Source organism: Larkinella sp. C7 (assembly GCF_006149005.1).
Taxonomy (GTDB): domain Bacteria; phylum Bacteroidota; class Bacteroidia; order Cytophagales; family Spirosomataceae; genus Larkinella.
On record NZ_VBSL01000003.1, the window covers coordinates 485746 to 509058 of the forward strand.

Annotated in this window: 12 protein-coding genes; 1 reads left to right on the forward strand and 11 read right to left on the reverse strand. The window is 56.4% G+C overall.

Annotation, left to right across the window (positions count from 1 at the left end; translation table 11 throughout):
• Positions 1-33: 33 nt before the first annotated feature.
• The 8 genes from FH871_RS10245 to FH871_RS10280 all read right to left on the reverse strand — a co-directional run bounded on the left by FH871_RS10245 (position 34) and on the right by FH871_RS10280 (position 13551).
• Positions 34-723, reverse strand: a complete 690-nt coding sequence (locus FH871_RS10245) for a LytTR family DNA-binding domain-containing protein (RefSeq protein WP_138991338.1) — start codon at positions 721-723, stop codon at positions 34-36.
• Positions 704-1786: a sensor histidine kinase gene (locus FH871_RS10250; protein WP_138991339.1), complete on the reverse strand. Its 1083-nt coding sequence runs from the start codon at positions 1784-1786 to the stop codon at positions 704-706. Before FH871_RS10250 ends, FH871_RS10245 begins: the two co-directional genes overlap by 20 nt.
• Positions 1783-2883, reverse strand: coding sequence for a serine hydrolase (locus FH871_RS10255; RefSeq protein ID WP_138991340.1), 1101 nt, complete (start codon positions 2881-2883; stop codon positions 1783-1785). The genes FH871_RS10250 and FH871_RS10255 overlap by 4 nt, the downstream gene beginning before the upstream one ends.
• Positions 2884-3115: 232 nt before the next feature.
• Positions 3116-4315, reverse strand: coding sequence for a threonine synthase (locus FH871_RS10260; protein WP_138991341.1), 1200 nt, complete (start codon positions 4313-4315; stop codon positions 3116-3118).
• A gap of 66 nt (positions 4316-4381) precedes the next feature.
• Positions 4382-5287, reverse strand: a complete 906-nt coding sequence (locus FH871_RS10265; protein ID WP_138991342.1) for a LysR substrate-binding domain-containing protein — start codon at positions 5285-5287, stop codon at positions 4382-4384.
• Positions 5288-5507: 220 nt separating this feature from the next.
• Positions 5508-8768, reverse strand: coding sequence for a hypothetical protein (locus FH871_RS10270; protein WP_138991343.1), 3261 nt, complete (start codon positions 8766-8768; stop codon positions 5508-5510).
• A 28-nt stretch (positions 8769-8796) separates the two neighbouring features.
• Complete coding sequence (locus tag FH871_RS10275) at positions 8797-10248, reverse strand: SusD/RagB family nutrient-binding outer membrane lipoprotein (protein WP_138991344.1); 1452 nt, start codon at positions 10246-10248, stop codon at positions 8797-8799.
• A gap of 57 nt (positions 10249-10305) precedes the next feature.
• A complete protein-coding gene (locus FH871_RS10280) occupies positions 10306-13551 on the reverse strand; it encodes a SusC/RagA family TonB-linked outer membrane protein (protein WP_138991345.1) in 3246 nt (1081 codons plus the stop codon).
• Between the two features lie 712 nt (positions 13552-14263).
• On the opposite strand from FH871_RS10280, the gene FH871_RS10285 reads away from it, so the two are divergent.
• A complete protein-coding gene (locus FH871_RS10285) occupies positions 14264-17275 on the forward strand; it encodes an amidohydrolase family protein (protein ID WP_138991346.1) in 3012 nt (1003 codons plus the stop codon).
• Positions 17276-17295: 20 nt separating this feature from the next.
• Here the strand turns inward: FH871_RS10285 and FH871_RS10290 are convergent, their stop codons facing one another.
• The 3 genes from FH871_RS10290 to FH871_RS10300 form a co-directional block, all read right to left on the reverse strand.
• Entirely contained in the window at positions 17296-20718 is a 3423-nt protein-coding gene (locus tag FH871_RS10290; RefSeq protein ID WP_138991347.1) for a HEAT repeat domain-containing protein, read from the reverse strand.
• Positions 20719-20823: 105 nt separating this feature from the next.
• Positions 20824-22029 (reverse strand): lanthionine synthetase C family protein, encoded by a 1206-nt coding sequence (locus FH871_RS10295; RefSeq protein WP_138991348.1) that lies wholly within the window; start codon positions 22027-22029, stop codon positions 20824-20826.
• A 9-nt stretch (positions 22030-22038) separates the two neighbouring features.
• The gene (locus tag FH871_RS10300) at positions 22039-23310 is read right to left on the reverse strand and encodes an HlyD family secretion protein (protein WP_138991349.1); all 1272 of its coding nucleotides are present in this window, start codon (positions 23308-23310) and stop codon (positions 22039-22041) included.
• Positions 23311-23313: the final 3 nt, after the last annotated feature.

Below are 23313 nucleotides of genomic sequence, written 5' to 3' on the forward strand. Positions count from 1 at the left end.
GTTGCAGGGGGTAAACCGGATGCGAAAACCGGTTTACCCCGTTGCCCGCCCAATGAGCTGATAAAACCGGTCGCGGTAGGTATCCGAAACCGGAATGAGGGCCTGCTCAATGGTGATGCGGTCGCGTTCGATGGATTCGATCTTGTCGAGGGCGACGAGCCAGGATTTATGCACCCGGCAAAACCGGTGTCGGGGCAGGTGTCGCTCCAGATCGCTGAAGGTTTCCAGCGTCATGATTTTCCCGGTCCGCAGGTGAATGCGCCGGTAGTCGCGCATGCCTTCAATGTACAGAATGTCATCAAAGGCCAGTTTCTGGAGCCGGTATTCGGTTTTGACAAACAGAAACGGCGGGTGGTTTTCGATTGGGGCGGTTTTCAATCCCTCCTGTGCGCGGGTGACGGCCTGCAAAAACCGGTCGAATGTATACGGTTTTAGCAGGTAATCAACGACTTGCAAGTCAAAGGCCTTGAGTGCGTAATGATCGAAAGCCGTGGTCAGAATTACGGCGGGGCGTTTTGGCAGGGCTTCCAGCAACTGGATTCCCGAAAAACCGTCCATTTCAATATCCAGAAAGACCAGATCGATGGGTTCCCGTTGCAGGATCGGAATGGCCTCCAGTCCATTGTCGACGGCATGGCTAAGGGTTAGAAACGGCACTCGTTGCACGTACGCTTTGAGCCGCAGCATCGCCAGGGGTTCATCTTCAATGAGCAGACAGTTCATGCGCTTTTACGGGTAACAACAGGGTAACGCGGTATTCATTTTCCGTCGCCTGAATCGTCAACGTATAGTGATCCTGGTATAGCAGGCTTAACCGCTGCCGGATCAGGTCATTGCCCAGACCGCCGGGCGTATCCAACCCGGTTTTGCCGGGGTCGATGACGTTGACGCACTGGAACCGGATCTGCGTTTCGTCAATCGAAATCTGAATGCAGATCGCGTCGCTGACCTTCTTGTTGGTCGCATACTTGAACGCATTTTCAAGGTACGGCACAAAAAGCATCGGCGCAATGAGCAGGCCGTCGGTTGGGCCGTCGATTTGCAGTTTCACAAAGTGTTCATTGGTGGTTCGGATTTTCTGCAAGTCGATGTACTTTCGGATGTAGTCCAGTTCCTGCGTCAACGGAATCAGGTCGGCCTGGGTTTCATACAACACAAACCGCAGCAGACCAGAGAGTTTATTGAGATACAGCGAGGCCCTGGGCGCGTCGTGTTCGATCAGGATGTCGATGTTGTTCAGGGTATTGAACAGAAAATGGGGGTTGATCTGGGCTTTCAGTAAAGCCAGTTCGGTGCGTAACGTCTTGTTCGCCAGTGTTTCCCGGATATGAATGTCGGTATACCAGGTAATGAAACCCCGGATGGTTGTGCCCAGAATGCCGTTGACCAGAGCAATTAACGAGAGGATGATAAACAGGATTTGCAGATCACTCACGGAGAGCCTGATGAGGAAAAAGTTTTCAAAGACCACCGAAAGCAGAACCGAAAGGGCCACCGCAATTAACGCTATAATTCCCCCGGTGATGGCAATCGTAACCACCAGCCCCCAACGGATGAATTTCTGAATCTTCTGGGTCGTCAGATAACGGGGAACCAGCCACGAATAAAACGCGTAGAAACTGATTGATCCGGTTAGCAGCGAAATCGCCAGGATGGTCAGCCAGTCCTCCCACTCCCTGAAAGCCAATTCGGGCGTCTCGTTGGATAGTACAAAAAGCAACGAAACCACCACCGCGTAGAGGAGCCAGTAGCCCGCGTGCAGGAGAATAACCGTTGACTTTCTCATCGCTTTGTGGCGAAAAAATACCCCGCAATGGCTTCGGCTTCGGGCAGATTGATGCTGACACCACTCATATTCGCGGTAATGGCTACAATCAGATCGTTTTCCGGATACAGCAGCAGAAACGTCCGGCCGCCGTCGATCAGTCCGCCGTGGTGAATGAGCTTCCGGTTCTGCTGGTCGGTGCCATTGCGCCAGCCCAGACCGTACTGCGTGTTTTTTCCATCCAGCAGGTGTTGCGGAGCAAAGAGCAAGGCCACCGTTTCTTTCCGAAGCAAAGTATTCCGGATCAGTCCTGCGCCCAGTTTCACCAGATCGACGGGCGTCGACAGAAGCCCGCCACCGGCCCATTTGTAGCTGTTGTCTACGGCCGCAGCATGAACCAGCTTCTTGTTCCGGTGTTCGTAAAACCGCACCCGGTTGGTCACGATGCTGTCGCTGTAATCGGCACCGGTGCTGGTCATCGCCAGCGGGTTGAAAACCGCCGTCTGCATGTACGCCAAATAATCCGTCTGGCTCGCGCCTTCGATCACCGCACTCAGCAGCGAATAACCGTAGGTCGAGTAGTTATAGGCCGTCCCCGGTTTGAACAAAAGACTATCCTGATCAAAGATCGACAAGCCTTCCTGCACCGTGGCATACCGTTTGGGGCAAGCCAGTGGATCGCTGTTCCGGTAATGCCGGATACCGGCGGTGTGCGTTGCCAGGTGTCGGCTGGTGAAGGGGTATTTTTTCGCCGGAAAAGTCGGCACATACTGCTGAACGGGCGCGTCGAGATCCAGTTTGCCATCCTCCACCAGTTTTCCCACCGCGAGCGAAGTGATGGATTTCGAGACCGAACCCATGCGAAATTTTGTGTCGATCGTCACGGGCAACCGCGCTTCCAGATCGGCCAAACCGAAGCCTTCCGCCCACAGAATTTGGCCGCCCGTGCCGACCGCCACCGAGAGTCCCGGAATGTCCTGCCGTTTTCGCAACGAATCGACAAAGTGTTCGGCCCGCTGGATGGCCTGCCGGTAGGCCTGGTCTTTGATGGGGCCTTTGGGCTGTCCAAAAACCGGGGGGAGGGAGAGCAGGAAAACGAAGAAGAGGAGCTTTTTCATGATGCAAACAGTCTGGTTTTAAACTTGCATCAAAATTGGAAGAACTCCGCGCTGGCTCAAAAATAGTTCTGCCAACCGGGGTAATTTGCCTGCCAAATACCGGTTTCAGTAAAGGGATCGAAAATTTTAAATGTAAAATGCTAAACGCTAAATGTAAAAGTAGCTTTGCGCTCTTCACTTTTACATTTAGCATTCATCATTTTACATTTAATATTTACCAATTACTATCGCTTTACGACCGCCATTTTCCTTTCAGATTATCCAGGTATTTCTGCCCCGAGCCGGTGTTCAGCAACAGCACCTGCTCCTCCGGTCGAATCCAGCCCTGCCGAAGCAATTGCTTCGTGGCGGCCCAGAGCGCCCCACCTTCGGGAGCCACAAAAATGCCTTCCCGGCGACTCAGTTCGCTCACGCCTTCAATCATGTCATCCTCCGAAACCGCCAGGGCCGTTCCGCCGGATTCCCGTAAGACCGTCAGCATCAGCGGTTCGCCAATCGGACGCGGTACGGCCAGGCCGTTTGCCAGGGTCGGTTGCCCGATGTACTGTTTGCTATTCGCCTGTTTTCCGTGAAATGTATCGACAACCGGGCGGCAGTTTTCGGCCTGAACCGCCACCATCCGCGGAAACTGCTGGTGTTCGGAGAGCCAGCCCAGCGCCTTCATTTCGTGAAAAGCCTTCCAGATGCCGATCAGGCCGGTTCCTCCGCCCGTCGGATACAGGATGACGTCAGGCAATTGCCAGGCCAACTGCTCGGCAATTTCATAGCCCATCGTTTTTTTGCCTTCCAGCCGATACGGTTCTTTCAGGGTCGAAACGTCGAAATAACCGCCTTTCTGGTTCAGTTCCTGTACTTTAGCGGCACAGTCGTTGATCAGTCCATCCACCAGAATCAGCCGCGCGTGGTAGGCCAGACACTCTTCCTTGAAGGCGTCGGGTGTGTGGCGCGGCATCACCACCACCGCTTCCAGCCCCGCCCGGGCGCAGTAGGCCGCCATCGCAACGCCCGCATTGCCCGCCGTCGGAATGATGCAGGCTTCTTCGCCGTTTTCCTTCGCCTTCGAAATGGCGAGACACAACCCCCGGGCTTTGAATGAGCCCGTTGGATTCAGGCCCTCGTCTTTCAGCGTCAGATGTTGCAAGCCGTAGTCGGCCGCCAGACGGGGAAGGGGCAACAGGGGTGTCCACCCTTCGCCCAGACTGACCCGGTTTTGCGCCTGAAAAACCGGTAACAGTTTTTCATACCGCCAGAGGGATTGGACTCCGGCTGACAACTCCCTTTTCGAAAAGCGGTTTTCGGCAAGATCATACCGGCACAGGAGCGGGGCCTGGCAACAAACGGATAGAGTCTGGCCCGGCAGCGGATCAAAGGAATGGCCGCAGTTCGAACACTGCAGGTGATGGAGAAGCGATGAAGTGGTGACGGTTTGCATGATGGGCTAACTTTTCTGCAAGTTGAAAGCCGGTCCCGGATGAAGCAAACGACGTTTTGAGATGGGTTATTCCACCGGGGAATAATGGCGTTGCGTAAAACGAATAAACTCGTTTACCAGCCGGTTGTTTTCAGTACCTTTCCGCTGAATGAAATGAAACGTCCGCTGAACCGTCAGATCCCGGATCGGAACTTCAACCAGGTCACCCACCGCCAGTTCCCGGACAATCGCCCGTTTGGGCATGAAGGCCAGGCAGGTGTCGGCCAGCACGAAGTTTTTCAGCGCTTCCGTTCCGCCCAGCCGAATCAGAATGCGCAGGTCCGACAGCCGAATTCCTTTCCGGCTCAACGCTTTTTCCACCACGGCCAGCGTGCCCGAACCGCTTTCGCGCAACGCCAGCGGAATGGCGGGCAGGTCCTGAACGGTGAGGGTTTGTTCGCGCAGCGGACTGTTTCGGGAGCAAACCGCCAGCACTTCATCGGTCATGAAGGGAACGTACGTCAGCGTGGTCACGCGGGTCAGGCTTTCCACAATGCCCACGTCGATCTCGTGTTCGAGCAGGGCCTTCTGAATGTTGTCCGAATTGCGGTTCAGGACATTGATCCGGATCGCAGGATGTTTCCGCAGATACGCCGACAAAACCGGGGGCAATACATACAGGGTAATGGTGGTGCTGGCGCCGATGGCGAGCGTGGTGGGCGGCTGGAAATTTTCGTTGACAAGCTGGAGTTCCTGGTGCAGTTCGTTTTGCAAAGCCCCCGCTTCCAGTAGTTTACCGTACAGAATCTGGCCCGCGCGGGTCAGACTGATGGTGTTGCCGTGCCGCTCGAAGAGGGCAATTTTATAGAAAAACTCCAGCGCCTTGACGTGCTTGCTCAGGGCCGATTGGCTGATGAACAACGTCTGGCTGGCTTTGGTGAAGCTCAGCAGCCGGGCCACTTCCATAAAGAGTTCGTGTCGAAAAGACAGCATGGTGGTTTCTGCTTGATCGAAATTGGACCGGCTGCGGCTGTCTACGGGTCAAAAACGTGGTTAAAAATATCCATGTGCCGGGTTGTATAAACTGGGGTGTAGCAAGCGGCCAGGGGGTAAAAGTACGGATACAACCGGAAGAAAAGAGGCTCGATGCTAAAAAAAGTCCCCCGACGAAGCGGGTTCATCGGGGGACAGGGTCTGAATATCATACGGTTTTTTACTCGGGCGTACCGGCGATGGGCGGGTATTCCTTGATGAACTCCAGGGGTGTTGCCTGCACTTTTTTGTAGTAGTCGGCCCACTGTTTGCTGAAGAACGCGTTCACTTTCGTGATGGTCTCGTTGCTGAGCATCTCGGCCTGATCCACCAGCAGGGTTTCCGTTTTCGTTGGTGGATCGGTTCGGCGGCTGATGTACGAACTCGCTTCCTGAATCTTCAAAACCGGGGTTACCATATACACCCGACCGAAGCCCTGCCGGTCGCTTCGTTTGCCCACAATGCCTTCCCGGGCGGTTTTCAGCGAATCCTGAATCGAGAGCGTCGCTTTGCGCAGTTCGTCAAATTCCTTGCCTTTTTTCTGTTTCAGCCGCGACTTCACGGCTTCGGTTGCGTCGGTCGCTTCCTGAATCCGGTTGGTGATTTCCGTCAACTGCGCAATCGTTTTGTTCAGCCGGTTTTGCAACCCCTGCCGGGCCAGCGCGGCTTCCTTGTTGTAAGGCACGCGCGGGTCGGGAAGGATGGTCAGGAGTGTCGAGTCTTTGGCCCCCGCATATGCAAAAACCACCTTGTAGCGACCCGGCAAGGCCGGACTGCCGCCCGACGCTCCGCCCCCGCGCCGGGGTCCCGGCATGCTCGGCAGGTTGACGGCGGTTTCAGTCAGATTCCAGCCGATGCGTTGCAGGCCCAGCGTCGTGTCCGGCGCCTGTTTGAGCGTCCGAACCAGCTTGTTGGCTTCGTTGTAGAAGTTCACCACGATCGAGTCGGCTTTCGGAACACTGGCCAGAACCGGAGCAGGTGCCGTCGTCTGAACGGTCACAGCCGCCGGTTTTTTAGACTTTTTCGCCGTTTCTACCGGCTCCGCAACTTTGGCGATGGCGGTTTTGGGTTTCAGATACAGATCCAGCGTGGCTCCGGCGGGGCGGTTTGTGGCCTGATACAGGTCTTCGGCGTCTTTTCCGTAGCCCTGCGGACCCCGGTAGGTCGCCTGATAGGCCGGTGCGGGTTCAAACGCAACGAGCGGTTGTTCCAGTATTTTTCCACCCGTAGCGGCCAGTTTTCGCAGGGGACGAATGTTGTCGAGCACATACAGCGAACGCCCGAACGTTCCGATCACCAGATCGGCTTCCCGTTCCTGAATCGCCAGATCCATCGTTGGCGTGGCTGCGGGCATCCCGTTGTCCCACTGCGCCCAGGTTTTCCCCTCGTCGATGCTGACCCACAACCCGTGTTCCGTTCCGGCAAACATCAACCGGGGTTCGGTCGGGTCCTGCAAAAAACAGAGGGCGTACCCTTTGGCCTCTTTCTCGCTCATGATGCGGGTCCAGGTTTGTCCGAAGTCCGTGGTGCGGTAAATGTAGGGAGCCAGGTCGCTGCCCATGCGGTAGAGGTTGGCGACCACAAACGCTTCCCCGGCTTTGTGGCGCGAAGCCGTAATCTGCGGAATCCAGGCTTCTTTGGGCAAACCCGGAATCCGGCTGCTGAGGTTGGTCCAGGTCTTGCCGCCGTCGCGGGTCAGTTGCACGTTGCCATCATCTGTTCCCACCCAGATCACGCCCTGCTGGAGGGTGCTGGGCGCGATGGTCAACACCGTGTTGTGGTTTTCGGCCTGCGTGGCATCGATGGTCAGCCCACCGCTGTCGTCCTGCTTCTGGTGCGCCGGATCGTTGAGCGTCAGGTCGGGTGAGACGGTTTCCCAGGTCATGCCTTTATCCGTCGACTTGTGCAGAAACTGGCTTCCCGCATAAATCGTCTTTTTGTCGAACGGGTCCAGCGCAAAACCAGTGTTCCAGTTAAACCGCAACCGCGTGTTCATATCGCCAATGATCGGTTTCACAAAGGCGGCACCACCGGTTACTTTGTCGTAGCGTACGATGTTGCCGCCCTGCGACATGGCGTATCCGTACCGGGAATCTTCGGGGTCGGGAATGACGTCGAAGCCGTCCGCCAGAATCAGTGCCTGCCAGTGGCTGTTCCGAATGCCGCCCGTATGAAATGTATAGGCCGGTCCGGTCCAGGAACCGTTGTCCTGCAAACCGCCGTAAATATTGTACGGAATTTCGTTGTCGACGTTGATGTGGTAAAACTGACCCACCGGAATGGCTTCAGGATTCGTCCAGGATTTGCCGTGGTCGCGGCTGATCGCCAGACCACCGTCGTTGCCTTCGATGATCAGGTTGGGGTTTTCGGGATGGATCCAGAACGCGTGGTGATCGGAGTGGACCTGATCGGGCGTGGCCAGCGGTTTGAACGACTTGCCGCCGTCTTCGCTGACCGAGAGTGGTGCGCTGAGTTTGTAGAGCCGGGTTTCCACCTTCGGGTCTACGTAAATCTCATTGTAGTAAAACGGGCGATCGGTGGCAACAGCGGGATCGTCGGTCACGAGCGTCCACTTTTCACCGCCATCGTCGGAGCGATACAGGCCGTTCTTTTTGGCTTCAACCAGGGCGTAGATTTTGTTCGGCGAACTCCGGCTGATGGCCAGCCCCAGCCGACCGAAATCGCCTTTGGGCAGTCCGTCGGCTTCGCCTTTTTTCTTCCAGGTTTTGCCGCCGTCGTAGGTAATGTACAAACCCGAACCGGGGCCACCGGACGTAAAATCCCAGGGCGTCCGGCGGTGCTGCCACATGGCGACCACCAGTTTGCTCGGGTTGGCGGGGTCCATCACCATTTCGGCCACGCCGGATTTTTCGTTCGTATACAGAATCTTTTCCCAGGTCTGACCGCCGTTGGTGGTTTTAAAGACCCCGCGCTCCGGATGTTCGCCAAACGGAAAACCGATGACGCCCGCATACACGACGTCCGGGTTCATGGGGTCGATGATGATCCGGTGGATGTTGATGGTTTTTTCGAGCCCCATTGCTTTCCAGGTCAGCCCCCCGTCGATGCTTTTGAAAATGCCGCCCCCCATGTTGACGGAATTGCGGGGGTTGCCTTCGCCCGTGCCGACCCATACCACGTTGGGATTGCTTTGCTGAATGGCCACGGAGCCGATGTTCAGGGTGGGCTGGTCGTCAAAAACCGGGGTCCAGGTGCCGCCAGCGTTTTCGCTTTTCCAGACGCCCCCGGAAGCCGCACCGACGTAGATCAGATCGGGATTGCTGACGTGGGCATCGATGGCCGTAATTCGCCCACCCATCACGGCGGGTCCCACGCTGCGGGCTTTCATCTGTTTCAGGGCCGCCGTCGGAACCGACTGGGCCAGAACGGCCGGAACACTCAGCAGAAAGGCGAAGGCGAGTGTTAGAATTGGTTTATTCATTTTCGTTAGGATAAAAAAGGAGGGTCGATTATTTATAAATGGACAAAGCATCGAACGTGCCCGGCACCGGATTCGGGCTGTTGGGGTTCGAGTTCAGTTCGTTCTGGGAGTAGATAAACCGCCCCGGTAGCTGGGTGCCGTTATTGGGCGTCAGCTTGATGCCATACGCTTCGCTGCGGGTCCGGCGTTCGTCGTTCCAGCCGATGTGCTGACCGTAAAACGAGACGTAGCGTTCCTGCAAAATCTCCCGGAGCAGGGCGTTGTCGGCCGTAATGCCGTCACTGTTTTCAAGGCCACCGGCGGCAAAGTCAGCCGCCACATACGGTTCGTATTTGTAGGTTCCGGCCGTTAGGTAGGTGGAACTGATGTAGCCACCCGTGTTCAGAAAAGCCCGGTATTTGTTCAGGTGGTCAAGAGCCACCGCAAAACCTTTCCCGGAACGGAGTGCCATTTCGGCCAGTGTCAGGCTGTTTTCCTGGAACGTAATCATCGGGAAACTGGCATTCCGGGCAAAAAAACCGCTGGCGGTTGCTGTGCTGGACGTGTTGGGTTCGATCCGTCCGGGGGTGTTGACGCCGTTTTCCAGGTAATAAAACCGGAACCGGGCGGTTTCAACGGTTTTGGCATTGCCCCGGTAAGCGGCACTGGTCGGATTCATGAGGCTCACATTGTAGGCACCGACGGCGTAAATATCTCCGAGACGCTGGTTGGTCAGAAAGGAAAAATAGTGGTTTTCGTTCACGCTCGTCGTGGTTCCATGGGGAGCATACAGCGAGTTGGCGAAGGTGCTGATGCCGCTCAGGGCTGCCTTGTAGGCCGCATCGTACTGTTTCGTATCCGTGAGCAGCCGGGCTTTGAGCGTAAAGGCGACCTGCTTCCATTTGGTGGCGTCTCCGCCAAAATGAACGTCCTCGGCCCCCACGGTTCCGATGCCCGCATCCAGGTCGGCAATGGCTTCGTCGACCAGCGCAATGAGCTTGGTGTAGACCTCGGCCTGAGGCTGGAATCTGGGGTTGGGGAATTTGACAATGTCGCCAGCTTCGTCGAACGGAATGTCCCCCCACAGTTCGGTACCCGTTGCCAGGGCGTTGGCGCGCAGAATCTTGGCAATCCCGATCATTTTCCGGTTGCCCAGCTCGGCGGCTTTCTCAATGGCAATGAGGGCGTTGGCGTTGGTAGCCTGAAAGACGAGGTTCCAGTCGGAATCGTAGACCCCGGCGGTTACGTTGTAGTTGAAGTAATCCCGCCACTGGCGGTCGGCGCCGGTCGTGTAGCCGCTCCAGATGGTGGTCAGGCGGCTGGCCATGCCTTCCTGGGTGGCAATATTACCCAGTTGGGCACCGGTGAATACCAGCGTGGCGGGGGCGCTGGTCGGGTTGTTGGGGTCGACGTTCAGCCCGTCGACAATCGATTTGCAGGAGACGATCTGGAGGCTGAACAGAAAGGCAAAAACGGAAACCGGTTTATAAATTCGCTTCATTTTCTTCCGGGTTGAGATGAATGAAAAGGGAAAACTGCGTAAGGAAATCACGGACGATCAGTAATTGATCTTCACGCTGAACAGCAGCGAGCGCGTGTTGGGGCTGTTAAAATAGTCCTGCCCGCGCGAGTTGCCCGTTCCGTTCAGGCCGGTTTCGGGGTCGATTCCCACCACCTTTGTCCACAAAACCGGGTTGCGGCCTGTGACCGTAAAGTCGATGGATTGCAGCCGGGTTTTCTGCCGGAATTTGGCCGAATGGAGGGAGTAGCCCAGTGAAACTTCCCGCAGCCGCGTCCAGCTACCGTCGCTGATGAACTGCTCGACCAGCGTGCTGAAGCCACCGCCAATGGAGGTGTAGTAGGCTTCATCGAGCAGCACCGGCCCGGCTCCAAAATCCTGAATTTTACCCCGAACCGTCGTTCCGGCGGCTACCACTTTCCCCGAATAATTTTTCAGATCCTGGGTCAGCGTCACATCCGTTCCCACGTCTTCGTGGGTGCCGAAATGATACATCACCCCGCGCGTTCCGTTGTAAAAGTCACCGCCCTGCGAGGTTTCGAAAAGCACATTCAGGGAAACGCCTTTGTAAGACAGATTCGTACCAAACCCTCCGCGCCAGTCGGGATTGGGGTTACCGAGAACGCCAAACGACGACGCGATTTGCGGAAAACCGTTGGCGTTGAGTGCCAGCGAGCCGTTTTCCGTCCGTTGATACACCCCGCCATACAGCGACGACATCGCGTAACCCACTTTGGCTACCGTACTGGAGGTACTGCTGAAACCGCCCAGGGTGATGTTGTCGGTACCGGCCAGGTCGATCACTTCGTTGATGTTGCGGCTCCAGTTGGCAAAGATATTCCAGCTAAACGCGTTGCGGTTCAGGATGTTGTAGTTCAGTTCCAGTTCCAGACCCTTGTTCTGCATGCTCCCGGCGTTGGTGTATTTCTGCGTAAAACCGGTGGAACCGGCCGCGGCTACATCCAGCAGCAGGTCGACAATCTTGTTCTGGTAATACGTAAAACCGACGGAAAGTTTGTCGTTCAGAAAGCGCAGGTCGGTGCCCAGTTCCCACTCGGTTTTCCGTTCGGGACGCAGGTTGGGGTCGCCCTGCCGGTTGCTGCGGACAAAGGCGCCATTGCCGTAGCCGGTGCCGCTGACGGGGCCGCCCCAGCTCCCGAAGGAGGCATTGACAAATGTCGTGGTGTTCCGGTAGGCATCCGGCTGAACCCCCACCGTTCCGTACGATGCCCGCAGTTTGCCGAACGACAACACGTTGTTTCCCGCCAGCAGCGGCAGCTTGGTAAACTGCCAGGCGACATCGGCTGAGGGATAGTAGAAGGTCGATTGCGACTCGCTTCCGAACGTGGAACCGGCTTCACCCGCCAGCGACATGTTCAGGAACACCTGGTCGTAAAAACCCAGGTTCAGGGATGAATACAGGCGGGCGGTCCTGCGGTGGGTCGAGGTGTTGTACGGAACCCGGTTGGTTGCCAGGGCATTGCTAAAGTTTGGGGGAGCGTCCGGAATGATGAAAGTGTTCAGCGTGCCGCCCAGGCTCAGGTATTTCCGGTCGTTGATGTTGAAACCAACGATCAGCGTGCTGGTGATGTCCTTGCCAAAATCCTTGAAAACCCGGCCAATCACATCCAGGTTCATCTCGGTTTCCTTGAGCATCTGTTCCTCGAAACTCCCCAGGCCGCTGTTTACGGCGGAAGACACCGGCGCGTTGGTAATCCGCAGATCCGTGTAACTATCCAGACCGCCCCGGGCGGTGATGTCGAACCATTTGGCTGGCGTAATCAGGAGTTCGGAACTCAGAATAAACCGGTCTACTTCCGTGGTGTTGGTCATTTCGTTGATCGCCCACAACGGATCGTTGTAGACGGGGTTGGCCGATGCGCCGAGGTAATTTCGGAAGGAGCGTTGCCGGTTCGGAATCGGGCTGGCCGTTGGCGTCGCGTAATAATTCCCTTTGTACCCCCGGTTGTCGTAATCGGGTGGGGTCCGAAGCATCCCGATGTACAAGCCGGCGACGCTATTGCTGCGCTGCACCCGGTTTGAGGTCGTTCGGGCGTAGGTAGCGTTGGTGGTGGCTTTGATGACGTCGTTGAACCGCCGTTCGGTATTGAACCGAACCGACGTCCGCTTGTAGTCACTTTGTCCGTTCAGGATGCCTTTCTGACGCAGATCACCGATGCTCAGGTAGAAGTTTCCTTTGTCGTTTCCCCCACTGATGTTCACATTGTTATCGAGGTAGGTTCCCGTCCGGAACACCTGATCTTTGCGGATGTCGTTGAACGTTTCCTTCGCGTTTTTCTTGAGAATCGGATAATACGTCACGCCATTTTCCGCTTCAAACCGTTGGCCGGTCTTATTCAGTTCGTCGGCGGCTCCCGACCGGTCGGCAATCCGGTCGCCCCAGGTAAACGATCCCGTGGGGCTGTAGACGCCCCCCGCGCCCTGTCCATACGTGCTCTGCATCGGGTGCAGGCGGTTCGGCTCGTCGAACGAAACCGTCGAACTGAGCGACACGTTGACCTTATTGCTGTTGGCTCCTTTTTTGGTCGTAATCACAATCACGCCGTTGGCCGCCCGCGATCCCCAGAGTGCCGCGGCCGACGCGCCCTTCAGAACCTGCATGGAGGCAATGTCGTCGGGGTTGATGTCGTTTAGACGGGATTGCTGGGAAACCCCGGCCACGCCGTCGCCGAGGGTGGAGTTGCTGACCGGAATGCCGTCGACAATCACCAGTGGCTGGGTGGAGCCGGTAATGGTGTTCTGCCCCCGAATCTGGATGTAGGAACCTGCGCCCGGATCGCCGGCGGAGCGGGTCACCTGCACCCCTGCGGCTTTGCCGGCCATGCTGTTGATTACCCCGGTTTCGCCGGAACGGACAATGTCTTTCGCATCGATTTTGGCGGCCGTAGCGCCGAGTTTGTCGGCGTTTTCTTTAAAGCCTAATGCGCTGACCACCACCTCGCTGAGGGAAAGGGCTTCGTGTTTGAGGGCGACTGAAATGAGGCTCTGGTTGCCAATCGGGACTTCCTGCGTAACCATGCCGATGAACGAGAAAACCAGCGCGGCATCTTTGTCCAGATTGGTCGGAATGGCGAAGGAATAGGCTCCTTCGGGGTTGGTCGAAACCCCGGTGGTGGTCCCTTTGAGCACCACGTTGACGCCAGGAAGCGGGGAACTGTCTTCACCGGAGGTAACGACGCCTTTTATAATCCGGGTTTGAGCCCAGAGCGGACTCGAGAGGCACGAGATAAAAAGCAATACACAGAGTAAAGGTACTTTTTTCATCGTTGGAAAGGAGTTAAAGTTGAACTGGTTTATTCCTGGATAGGGCACTAGGGGGTATTCCGGTGATTTTGAAAGGCAATAGTTTTCCCAAGCTGGTCGCGGCAACCAGCAAAGGCCGTCAGTTGGTGTGTGGTGTATTTATCGATCGTTCGCTTCCATTCGAACGGGGTGAATGGGCGAAATCAGTTCCAAACGTTTACCACCGGTGGACGGGTGAGTCTACCGGAGAAAATTCTTTGTATTGTATGACTGATAATTGATACTTGCTCTCTTCAAGTGCGGCCAGAATCAAGCAGACGGGGTAAGAACCGGATTGTATTATTCCGTAATGATGACTCAAATATAGAAGCAAGTTTTAAAGTGTCAATAGGGTTCGGTAGATAATTTGTTATTTTTGTTATAATACTACTTATAGTTCAATAAAATACCGTATTATTCAAAATATTATATGTTTTATGTTTTATTGATCAAAATATAATTTTTTATCGTTCAAAATATAATTTTCAAACTTTATCCAAAAGTCGCTACCAAGTATGGATTTATTGCGCTAATATTAATCTGACGATGAAGGCATTACTCATCTATCGGCGTGTTGCCCGAACTATTTTCTTCCGTCGTCCCAGCTTGAATTTTACCGACTTTCCTGCATACTAAAATACGCTTGTTCCTGTTCGTCCGGTCAACGGGCATACTCCTTTTTTCGTTTTTGCTTATGAAGAATACCTACTTATGCAGGCGCTCTGTCTGGCTATTGCTGGTGGTGAGTGCTTTTTCAATGCCCGCTGTCTGGGCCGGAACCGCTGCCGATTCGCTGAAAATTACGGTGACCGAAGGAACCAACATGGCCGCCGTGCTTTCGCCCGATCAGAAAACCATCGCCGTCGATCTACAGGGAACGATCTGGGTTTTGCCCGCTACCGGCGGCACGGCGCGGCCCGTTACCGATGCCCTGGGCGATTGCCGTCAACCTGCCTGGTCGCCGGATGGAAACTGGATTGTGTTTCACGCCTTCTGGGATGGCATCTACCACCTCTGGATGGTGAACAAAGACGGTTCGGGTAAAAAACAGTTGACTTTCGGGGTGTTCGACGACCGGGAACCGCATTGGTCGCCTGATGGCAAACACCTCGTGTTTTCGTCCGACCGAAGCGGCAACTACGACATCTGGCAACTGACCCTCGAAACCGGTGCGTTGACCCAACTCACCCGCAACTCGGCCAACGACTACAACCCGGCTTTTTCGCCCGACGGCCGGCAGGTGGCTTTTGTCTCCGAACGAACCGATTCGCCGGGACTTTACCGGATCGATGAAACGGGCAAAGAACACCTGCTGACGGCCAGTCCGGCCAAACTGGCCGCCCCCGCCTGGCAACCCGACGGCTCGCAGGTTTTTTACAACATCCTGACCCGCAACCAGAGCGGTCTGGCCGTGGTGAATGTGACCACGGGCAACAGCCAGATTCTGACTCCAGCCGCCGAAGACGTGTTCCCGTTCCGGATTAGCTGGGCCTCCGCGACCGACTATCTCTACACCGCCGACGGCAAACTGAAAAAGCAAAGCCTGAAACAGGCCCCGGCCAGGGAGATTGCCTTTCAGGCGACGGTTTCGCTGGCCCGCACAACGTACCAGCGCAAACGCTACAATTTTGACCAGCCCACTCCGCAACCCGTTCGGGGAATCAAAGGGCCGACGGTTTCGCCCGATGGCAAACAGATCGTTTTTGCCGCCCTGGGGGATTTGTGGCTGTTGACAAATGGCGTTCCGCAGCCCAAAGCCTTGACCAGCGATGTCTACGTCGAAGCCGATCCGGCCTGGTCGCCCGACGGAACGAAACTGGCTTTTACGTCCGACCGGCAGGGCAACATGGATCTCTGGGTGCGCGACCTGAAAACCGGTGAAGACCGTCGGCTGGTGGATTTGTCCGACGACCTCAACTTTCCGGCCTGGTCGCCGGACGGTAGCCGGATTGCTTTTTATGAGGGTGACCCGCGCAACGTCTGGGGGCGGGGGACTTTGAACCTCGTGGACGTTCGAACCGGGCAGGTTGAAAAATACCACGAATCGGTTTTTGTGCCGAGCCAGCCGAGCTGGTCACCAACGGGCAAGACCATCGCCTTGTCGGCGCTGGATGTCTATTCGTCGCGTTACCGGGAAGGCGTCACCGAAATCTTACTGGTCACCATCGACGGGAAAGCCGACGGCAACAGCGACCGGCACGTGTCGCCCGTTTCGGATCGGTCGCTGGGGACGCGCGGGAAAAATGGCCCAGCCTGGTCGCCAAACGGCCAGTTCATGGCCTACATCCTCGACGGTTTGCTGTGGGTCAGTCCGGTCGATGCGCTGGGGAATTTTACGGGTCCGGCCAAACGACTCACCAATGAACTGGCCGATTCACCCAGTTGGGCGGGGGATTCGCAGCGTATCATTTATCTGGCTACCGACACACTCAAGCAGGTGTTTCTGGCCGGTGGGCGCATTGAAACCATTCCGATGCACTTTACCTGGCAAATCAAAAAACCGGTGGGCCAGACGGTCATCCATGCCGGGCAGGTGTTCGACGGACGCACGGCTGCGTATCGCAAAAATGTGGATATTCTGATCGAAGGCAGCCGGATCAAGGCGATTGTTCCCCATCAGGCGGGTCGGACGGGTAAACTGATCGACGCGTCCGACAAAACCGTTATTCCGGGTTTGTTCGAAATGCACACCCACCAGAGTGCCATGAACGGCGAACCGCAGGGCCGTTTGTGGCTGTCCTACGGGATCACGTCACTGCGGGAAACGGGAGCCGACCCGTATGACGCGCTGGAACGAAAAGAAGCCTGGGCCAGCGGTCGGCGCATCGGACCACGCCAGTTTTTTACCGGCGGTCTCACCGATGGGAGCCGGATTTACTACGGATTAGCCACCAGCATTGCGTCGGGGGCGCAACTGGAACTGGAACTGAACCGCGCCGTTCGGCTGAATTTCGACCTCATCAAAACCTACGTCCGGATGCCGGACCCCATGCAGAAGCGCATCACGGCCTTTGCCCACGCCCACGGCATGCCGGTTTCATCGCACGAAATCTATCCGGCCATGAGCTACGAAGTCGATGCTGTCGAGCACATTGGCGGAACCAGTCGGCGGGGGTATTCGCCCAAAATCACGGGCATGAATCGGAGTTACCAGGATGTGATTCAATTGCTGGCGAAGTCGGGCATGAACATCACGCCGACGGCTTCGCTCCAGGGCGGTTTTTACGTGATGGCGGGCAAAGACCCCGCGTTCTTTGAAAACCGGCAGTACAAGGCGTTTTATTCGGAACGGTTTACGACCTCGCTCCAGGCCGGGGCGTCGCAGATTATCCGAATCAATCCGGGCTACCTGACTAATTTTCGGAACCTGCAAAACACGATAAAGGCCCTGGTGGCTGCGGGGGCACACGTCACGACGGGAACCGACAGCCCGTTTGTACCGTACGCGATGAGCCTGCACACGGAACTTCAGACGTTTGTCGATGCGGGTCTGACGCCCTTCGAAGCCCTGCGTTCGGCAACACTCTGGGCGGCCGAAGCGGTGGGCGTAAGCAAAGATCTGGGGTCGCTGGAGCCGGGGAAACTGGCTGATCTGGTGATTGTTACCGGCGATCCGCTCACCACCATCCGGGATGCCTGGAATGTGGTGAGCGTCGTCAAAAATGGAGAGGTCCACACGCTCGACGATTTGCTGAAAAAACCGTAAAACCGTGTGGACCCGTTCCGTTATTTCTTTAAGGTCGCCAGAAACTCGACTACATCGCGGATTTCCCGTTTGGACAGAATGTAGCCCATCGGCGGCATGCTGGAGGGCAGGTTTTCCCGTTTATCGATCCGGGCAACGGGCACCTTCAGCGGTTCGGCTTCGGACGTTTTCAGAACCAGCTCGTGCGCGTTTTCGGCGTTGAGAACACCACTGACGGTTTGTCCATCCTTCAGCGTCAGCGAAACCATGCCGAAACCGGGGGCCAGTCGGGCACTCGGTTCGATGAGCGCCTGCAGAATCTGCTCCCGGGTCAGCACATCACCAATGCCCGTCAGCGACGGTCCGACAGCTCCGCCCTGTCCGCCAATGGCATGACAGCGAACGCATTGCGCCGTGGAGTTGGTGTTGAAAATTCGGCGACCCGCCTGTGCATTTCCGCCAAACAGCGCATCCTGGTATTCCGCAACGCCGGTTCCGGTTCCCCGCAGCGGAGCCAGTTTGGCAATCAGGGCCGCTGATTTGGTGGAGTCCACGGCTTCACCGAGTTCCAGGGCCAGGCTGGCCGGTAGTTGCTTGCTGACCATTTTATCGATGACACCGGCCAGAATCGGCTCGGTTTTCGCCACCGGCATACCGCCCAGAACCCGCAGCATTTGCTGCTGTTCCCGAACGGTTCCCTTCTCAAAAATCGCCTTCGATACGTCCGCTAATGCTTCCGGTGACAGATTCAGGCCACTGACCAAACCCAGGGCCGTGGTGCGAACATCCGCATCCGAATCGTTCATGCCCTTTCTGATCACCGTCTCAATCGCCGGATATTTCAACTGGTGCAAAGCCGTCAGCATGGCCGACCGAACCTCGGCGGATTGACTTTCGTCCATGATTTTGGCCAGGCTGGCGGCTTTGTCGGTGATGCCTAAATTACTCACCATCTGCGAAATCGCCACCAAAACCGTGGGGTCGGTTTCCTGCAAAAAGACATCGGCCTGCTCCTGGATTTTGGCTTTCACCAGCGCCGGATTGCGCTCAACAACACCCCGGTAGCGTCCGTCGACGCGGTCCAGCGGGGACGGTTTGGCCCAGGTTCCGAGGGTCGCCAGGGCTTCGGCCCGCAGTTCCTTGTCCACGTCTTTGCGTTTGGCAAAGGCAATCAGGGTGTTCAGTTGTTCGTCGGTACCCACCCGCAGGGCCGCGTTGATGGCCCGGCGCAGGAGCGGTTCGGAGGTAAACCGGGTGTCTTTCAACGTTGCCGCCAGGGCCGGTAACGCCTTTTCGATGGATAAATCGTCGTTGATGGCGCGGGCGGCTTCCGTCGCGATGTATTCGTCTTTGTCCTGCAAAAACAGCGCAACTTTTTCGCTGCTCAACCGGCGCAGCACCAACACCGCAGCCAGGCGCAGGGATTTGTTGGGATTGCTGGCCAGCGCCACCATCGGTTCAACCTGCCCGATGCGCGACAGGGCCAAAACCGCAGCGTGACGCAGATACACATCCTCGTCGTTGTTGGCCTTGATCAGATCCAGCAGCGGTTCGACGGCGGGCTGGTATTTGATGCGTCCCAATGCCTGAGCGCCGAAGAATTTTACGCGCGGGTTTTGGCTCGTCAGCAAGGGAATCAGCAGCGGCCCGGCTTCCGGCGCAGCCGCGTCACCGAGAACTTTGGCGGTTTGGGCCACGATTTCGAGATCCGCATCTTTCAGCAACGGTAGGAGGGAAGCCGTGTAGGATTTGTCCTGCCGTTCCAGTTGCCCCAGGCCCCAGATGCCGTGAATCCGGGCCAGTTGGTTGCCGGTTTGCGCCACGGCTTTCTGCAACACAACGGCTCCTTTGGCTCCGCGTTTGACCAGTTCAAACTGCGATTTCTGCCGGATGCGCATGTCGGGGTTCGACAGGAGTGACAACAGCATGTCGTCCGTTTGCGTCCCGTAATTCAACACCATCAGGCGTTTTGTTTCAGCGCGTAGGGCTTTCAGATCGTTTTTGTCGTCGGTTACATCCAGTTTCCAGACCCGTCCGTAGTTTTTGGCGTCCCAGCCGTTGATCCAGTCGGCGATGTACAAAGCGCCATCGGGGCCGAACCGGATACCGGTTGGCAGAATCCCGTTCAGAATATTTTTCTCGCCATCGAGCACAAACGACGCCCCTTTTGGTTTCAGGCCAAACGACCAGATGGGCGACCGGGCCGGATTGCCCACGAATTCCACCAGAAAAAATTTGTTTTTCCACGCCGAACCCAGGGCGGTGCCGGGGTTGTAGACCATGCCGGTCGGGCCGTTGTGGAAGTTCTGGATGGGCGGGATGATGTAAGCCGCCTGACCTTCCCAGCGGGGCGTATACAGTTTCTCGTCCATCCAGACCTTGTAACTGTTGTTCTTCGGATCAGTGTATTTGCCATACTGCCAGTTGGACCGCCAGCCTGCGTCCGAGCCTTCGACAACGTGCACCAGCCGCTCGCTTTCGCCGGGGTGATCGCCGTCGTTGTCGGAACTGATCAGGTTGCCGTATTCGTCAAAGACAAATTCGTGGGTATTGCGCAAACCGCCCGCAAACACTTCGAAATCAGAACCGTCCGGGTTGGATCGGGCGATGATTCCCTCGTTGGGGCGTTTGTGGTTGACGCCTTCGGCGGTGGTGATGTTGGCACCGATGTCGCCGATGTTCCAGTAAATTTTGCCATCCGGTCCTTCAATCGGATTCGACATGCCGTGGCCGCCAAAACCGATGTGAACGCCGTAGCCGTGGCTGATCGACGTTTTCTGATCCAGCATACCGTCGCCGTTGGTGTCTTTCAGCCGCCACAAATCCGGGGCAATGGCCACAAACGCGTCTTCGGCCCGAATCAGCAAACCCCCGGCTACATCGGAAACTTCTTCGAAGAAATCGTTCAGAATCCGGGTTGCTTTGTCGGCAATGCCGTCGCCGGTGGTGTCTTCCAGCCGCCAGACTTCGTCTTTTTCAACGGCCAGATCTTTCCAGTCGTGGCTGCCGTCGCCGTTCAGGTCTTTCAGCCATTCGTTTTCCTTGCTTTTTTCGGGTGCGAAGGTGCTACGCAGAAACGCCCGCCGTTCTTCAACGGATTGCAGGGCGATGGACGGCGTCATCCAGTCGCGGTGGCCGCGAATGTCGAATTCGGAGTTTTTCTGGCGGTTGGTTCGGGTCAGATACACCCGCCCCTGGTCGTCGATGGACATGGAAACCGGATCGGGCGCCAGCGAATCCGACGCCCAGAGGTCGACTTTGAGTCCATCGGCCAGCTTGATGGCGGTGTTGTCCCGGATTTCCTTCGCCCGGGTGCGGGCGGTCGCCGGATCTTCCTGAACGACCAGCGGTGTGCTGGCGGTTTTGGACGACCCGGTTGGGCTCATTTTCATGCAGGACACGACTGCGACGGCGAAAAGTCCCGAAATGAGCAGCGGTGTTCGAAAGCGGTTGGGTTGAATCATTGAGTAGGTATCCCTTCATCTGGTTTTCATCCACGAAGATAAAGGATAAGATCAATGATGTAGCCGGTTTTTCTATTTTTCAGTTACCTGCTTAACCAATGAAAATCACCGCATCAGTAAAAACCGCTCCCAGGCCGGATTCGCGCCGAGCTGTGATAACAAAACCATTCCTACGCTGGCATCGCCTTCCAGCAAACAGCGTTCTCCGCGATTGGGCAGGGGCGTAACGGACGACAACCCGTCGATTTCCGGGGAGGGCAGGGCCTGGTTCAAGGTGGCATCCAGCCAGTACCGGGCGGTTTCGTCGAAAACCGGGTTCGGATACCAATGCGCAAATTTGGAAAACAGGTGGCCGAGTCCACTTGAGCCGTGGCAGAAACCCGTGTCGGACACCAGTGTTTCCTTCCGGCTGCGACGGACGGCGGCTTTTAGCATCGTCTGTTCCGCGATCTGTTTCCAGCGGGTATTCCCGAAGATTTCACCCGCCAGTTGAAACGTGTGCGCGATGCCCGGATCGCCGTAACACCACGCCAGCCGGCTGAATTCCTCCCGGGTTTGATCATCCAGTAATTGTCTGGGAAATACGGCTTGGTGGCCCGTGTTGCGGACGCTCCACAGCCACTGCAAACCGCCTTCGATCAGGCGGCTGCCTTGCGGCCGGGCGTAGCCATGCTGGTGCAGCAGACTCAGGAGAGCAACGATACTGGCCGTGCCGTGCGACAACCCCGGGTTGTAGGATACCGACTCATCGGCGGGGTTGTTAAAATTTCGAAAGTGCCAGGTGATCGATCCGTCGTTCTTTTTGATGGCTATTTTATCCAGTTGGGCAACGATTTCCTTCAAATAATACACGATTTCGGGCGTACGGGGCCGTTCCAGGAAATACAGACAAGCTCCTAAACCGGCGTGTAAGTAATCGAAACGGCCTTTGCTCAGGTCGTCCATCGAAAGCAAAAAAAGCGGTTCGTCAAGGGCGGACACAATTTCCTGCGGATCATCCTGACTGTCGGCCAGAAAACCGTGGTTGTGGAGGTGCAGAAAACCCCAGGCAATGCCGGAAATACCGCCCGCAAACGTGTGATCGACAGCCCCCGATTGAATGGCGTCGATGCCCGTACTGAGTCGTTCCCAGATCCGGCTGTTGTCGGTTAATCCGAACTGCCGCTGGTAATACGCTTCAAAAATGGCGTAGCCGACCTGCCCCGACAGCAGCGACGGGTTTTCGGCCACCGGTTCGGCGGCAACGGTATCGTAAAGTCGGTGGAGCTCCGTTTCAATCCGGGTTTGGGTATCGGTCAACAGTGCGTTCATGGCTGGTAATTAGTCCGTGAGTTCGGTGGCTACTTTTTTGAAATTTCGGAACGTGTACTCATACAGCGTTCTTTCGTCGAAAATGATGTTGCAATTGCCCTGCATACCAATCTGGATGCGCTTGTCGAGTCGCTGATAATCGGTGAGTTGCACCTGAACGTTGAAAAGCCCCTTCTCATCGGGCGTAATCGAAACCTGGCTCACCCGGCCGCGGACGGTTCCCCATTCGTACACCGGAAAGGCATCCAGTTTCAGAATCACCGGTTGTCCGACTTTCACCTGCCCGATGCGCGACGAGTTCACCTGCGTATACGCGTACAGTGGCGCTTCCCTGTAAATCAGTTTGAGGACAATCGCACTGGCAGCCGCTTCCTTCTCGCCGTCGAAGACAAACGAAACCGTACCGGCACGCTCGGCTTTCAGAATCAAATGGTTGTTGGCGGTAATTTCAAATGGGCCAAACCGCCCTTCAATGCGTTTTTGCATCGCATCCCGCGAACTGCGGAGCTGCGCGCCTTCGCCCCGGAAGTCGGTATCTTTTTTGGTCAACTGCTTTTCCAGGCTTACCATTTCCAGCCTTTTGCTTTCGATCTGCTGGCGCAACGTTCGTTCTTCCTGCCCGAAATTCTGCGTTCCCGACTGGTAGGCCGATTGCGCCCGCAACCACGTGGCCTCATAAGCATTCAGGTCGTTTTTGCTGATGTCGCCGGTGCGGTACAACGCCTGGTTGATGTTGAAAATCCGCTGTGCGTCTTCCTGCTCAAACTTCAGTTTCACCAGTTCCGACGCCCACTTCGTTTTTTGCACTTCGATCTGCGTTTCTTTCAGCCGGATGTCTTCCCGAATCTGCGCCATCGTCAACTCAATGATCTGCTGTTCTTTGCTGGCCGAAACCGTCCGGTATTTCTCGTATTGACCCACCGCCGTGTTGGCTGCGGAGAAATCGGCCACCAGCGCGGCCACATCCGGGGCGCTCACTTCCAGCAAAGGCGCTCCGGCGGCCACCGTCTGGCCCGGTTTGACGAAGGTTTTTTCCACGTAAATCGTCGAAGGAAACCGGTACATTTCTTCGGCCACTTCGGATTTGACCACGAACGGCACGGCAATCATGTCCGGAAACTGAATCGCAAAACCCATCGCGCCACCGACCACAGCCAGCAGGACGGCAAACCAGCCCAAACGACTCAGAATCCGCTGGCGAACGTCGGCAATGGGCGCATCATCGACGTGGTATAAATTCTCGAACTGGGTAATTTCCAGATCAGCTAACAACGGGTGCATGGT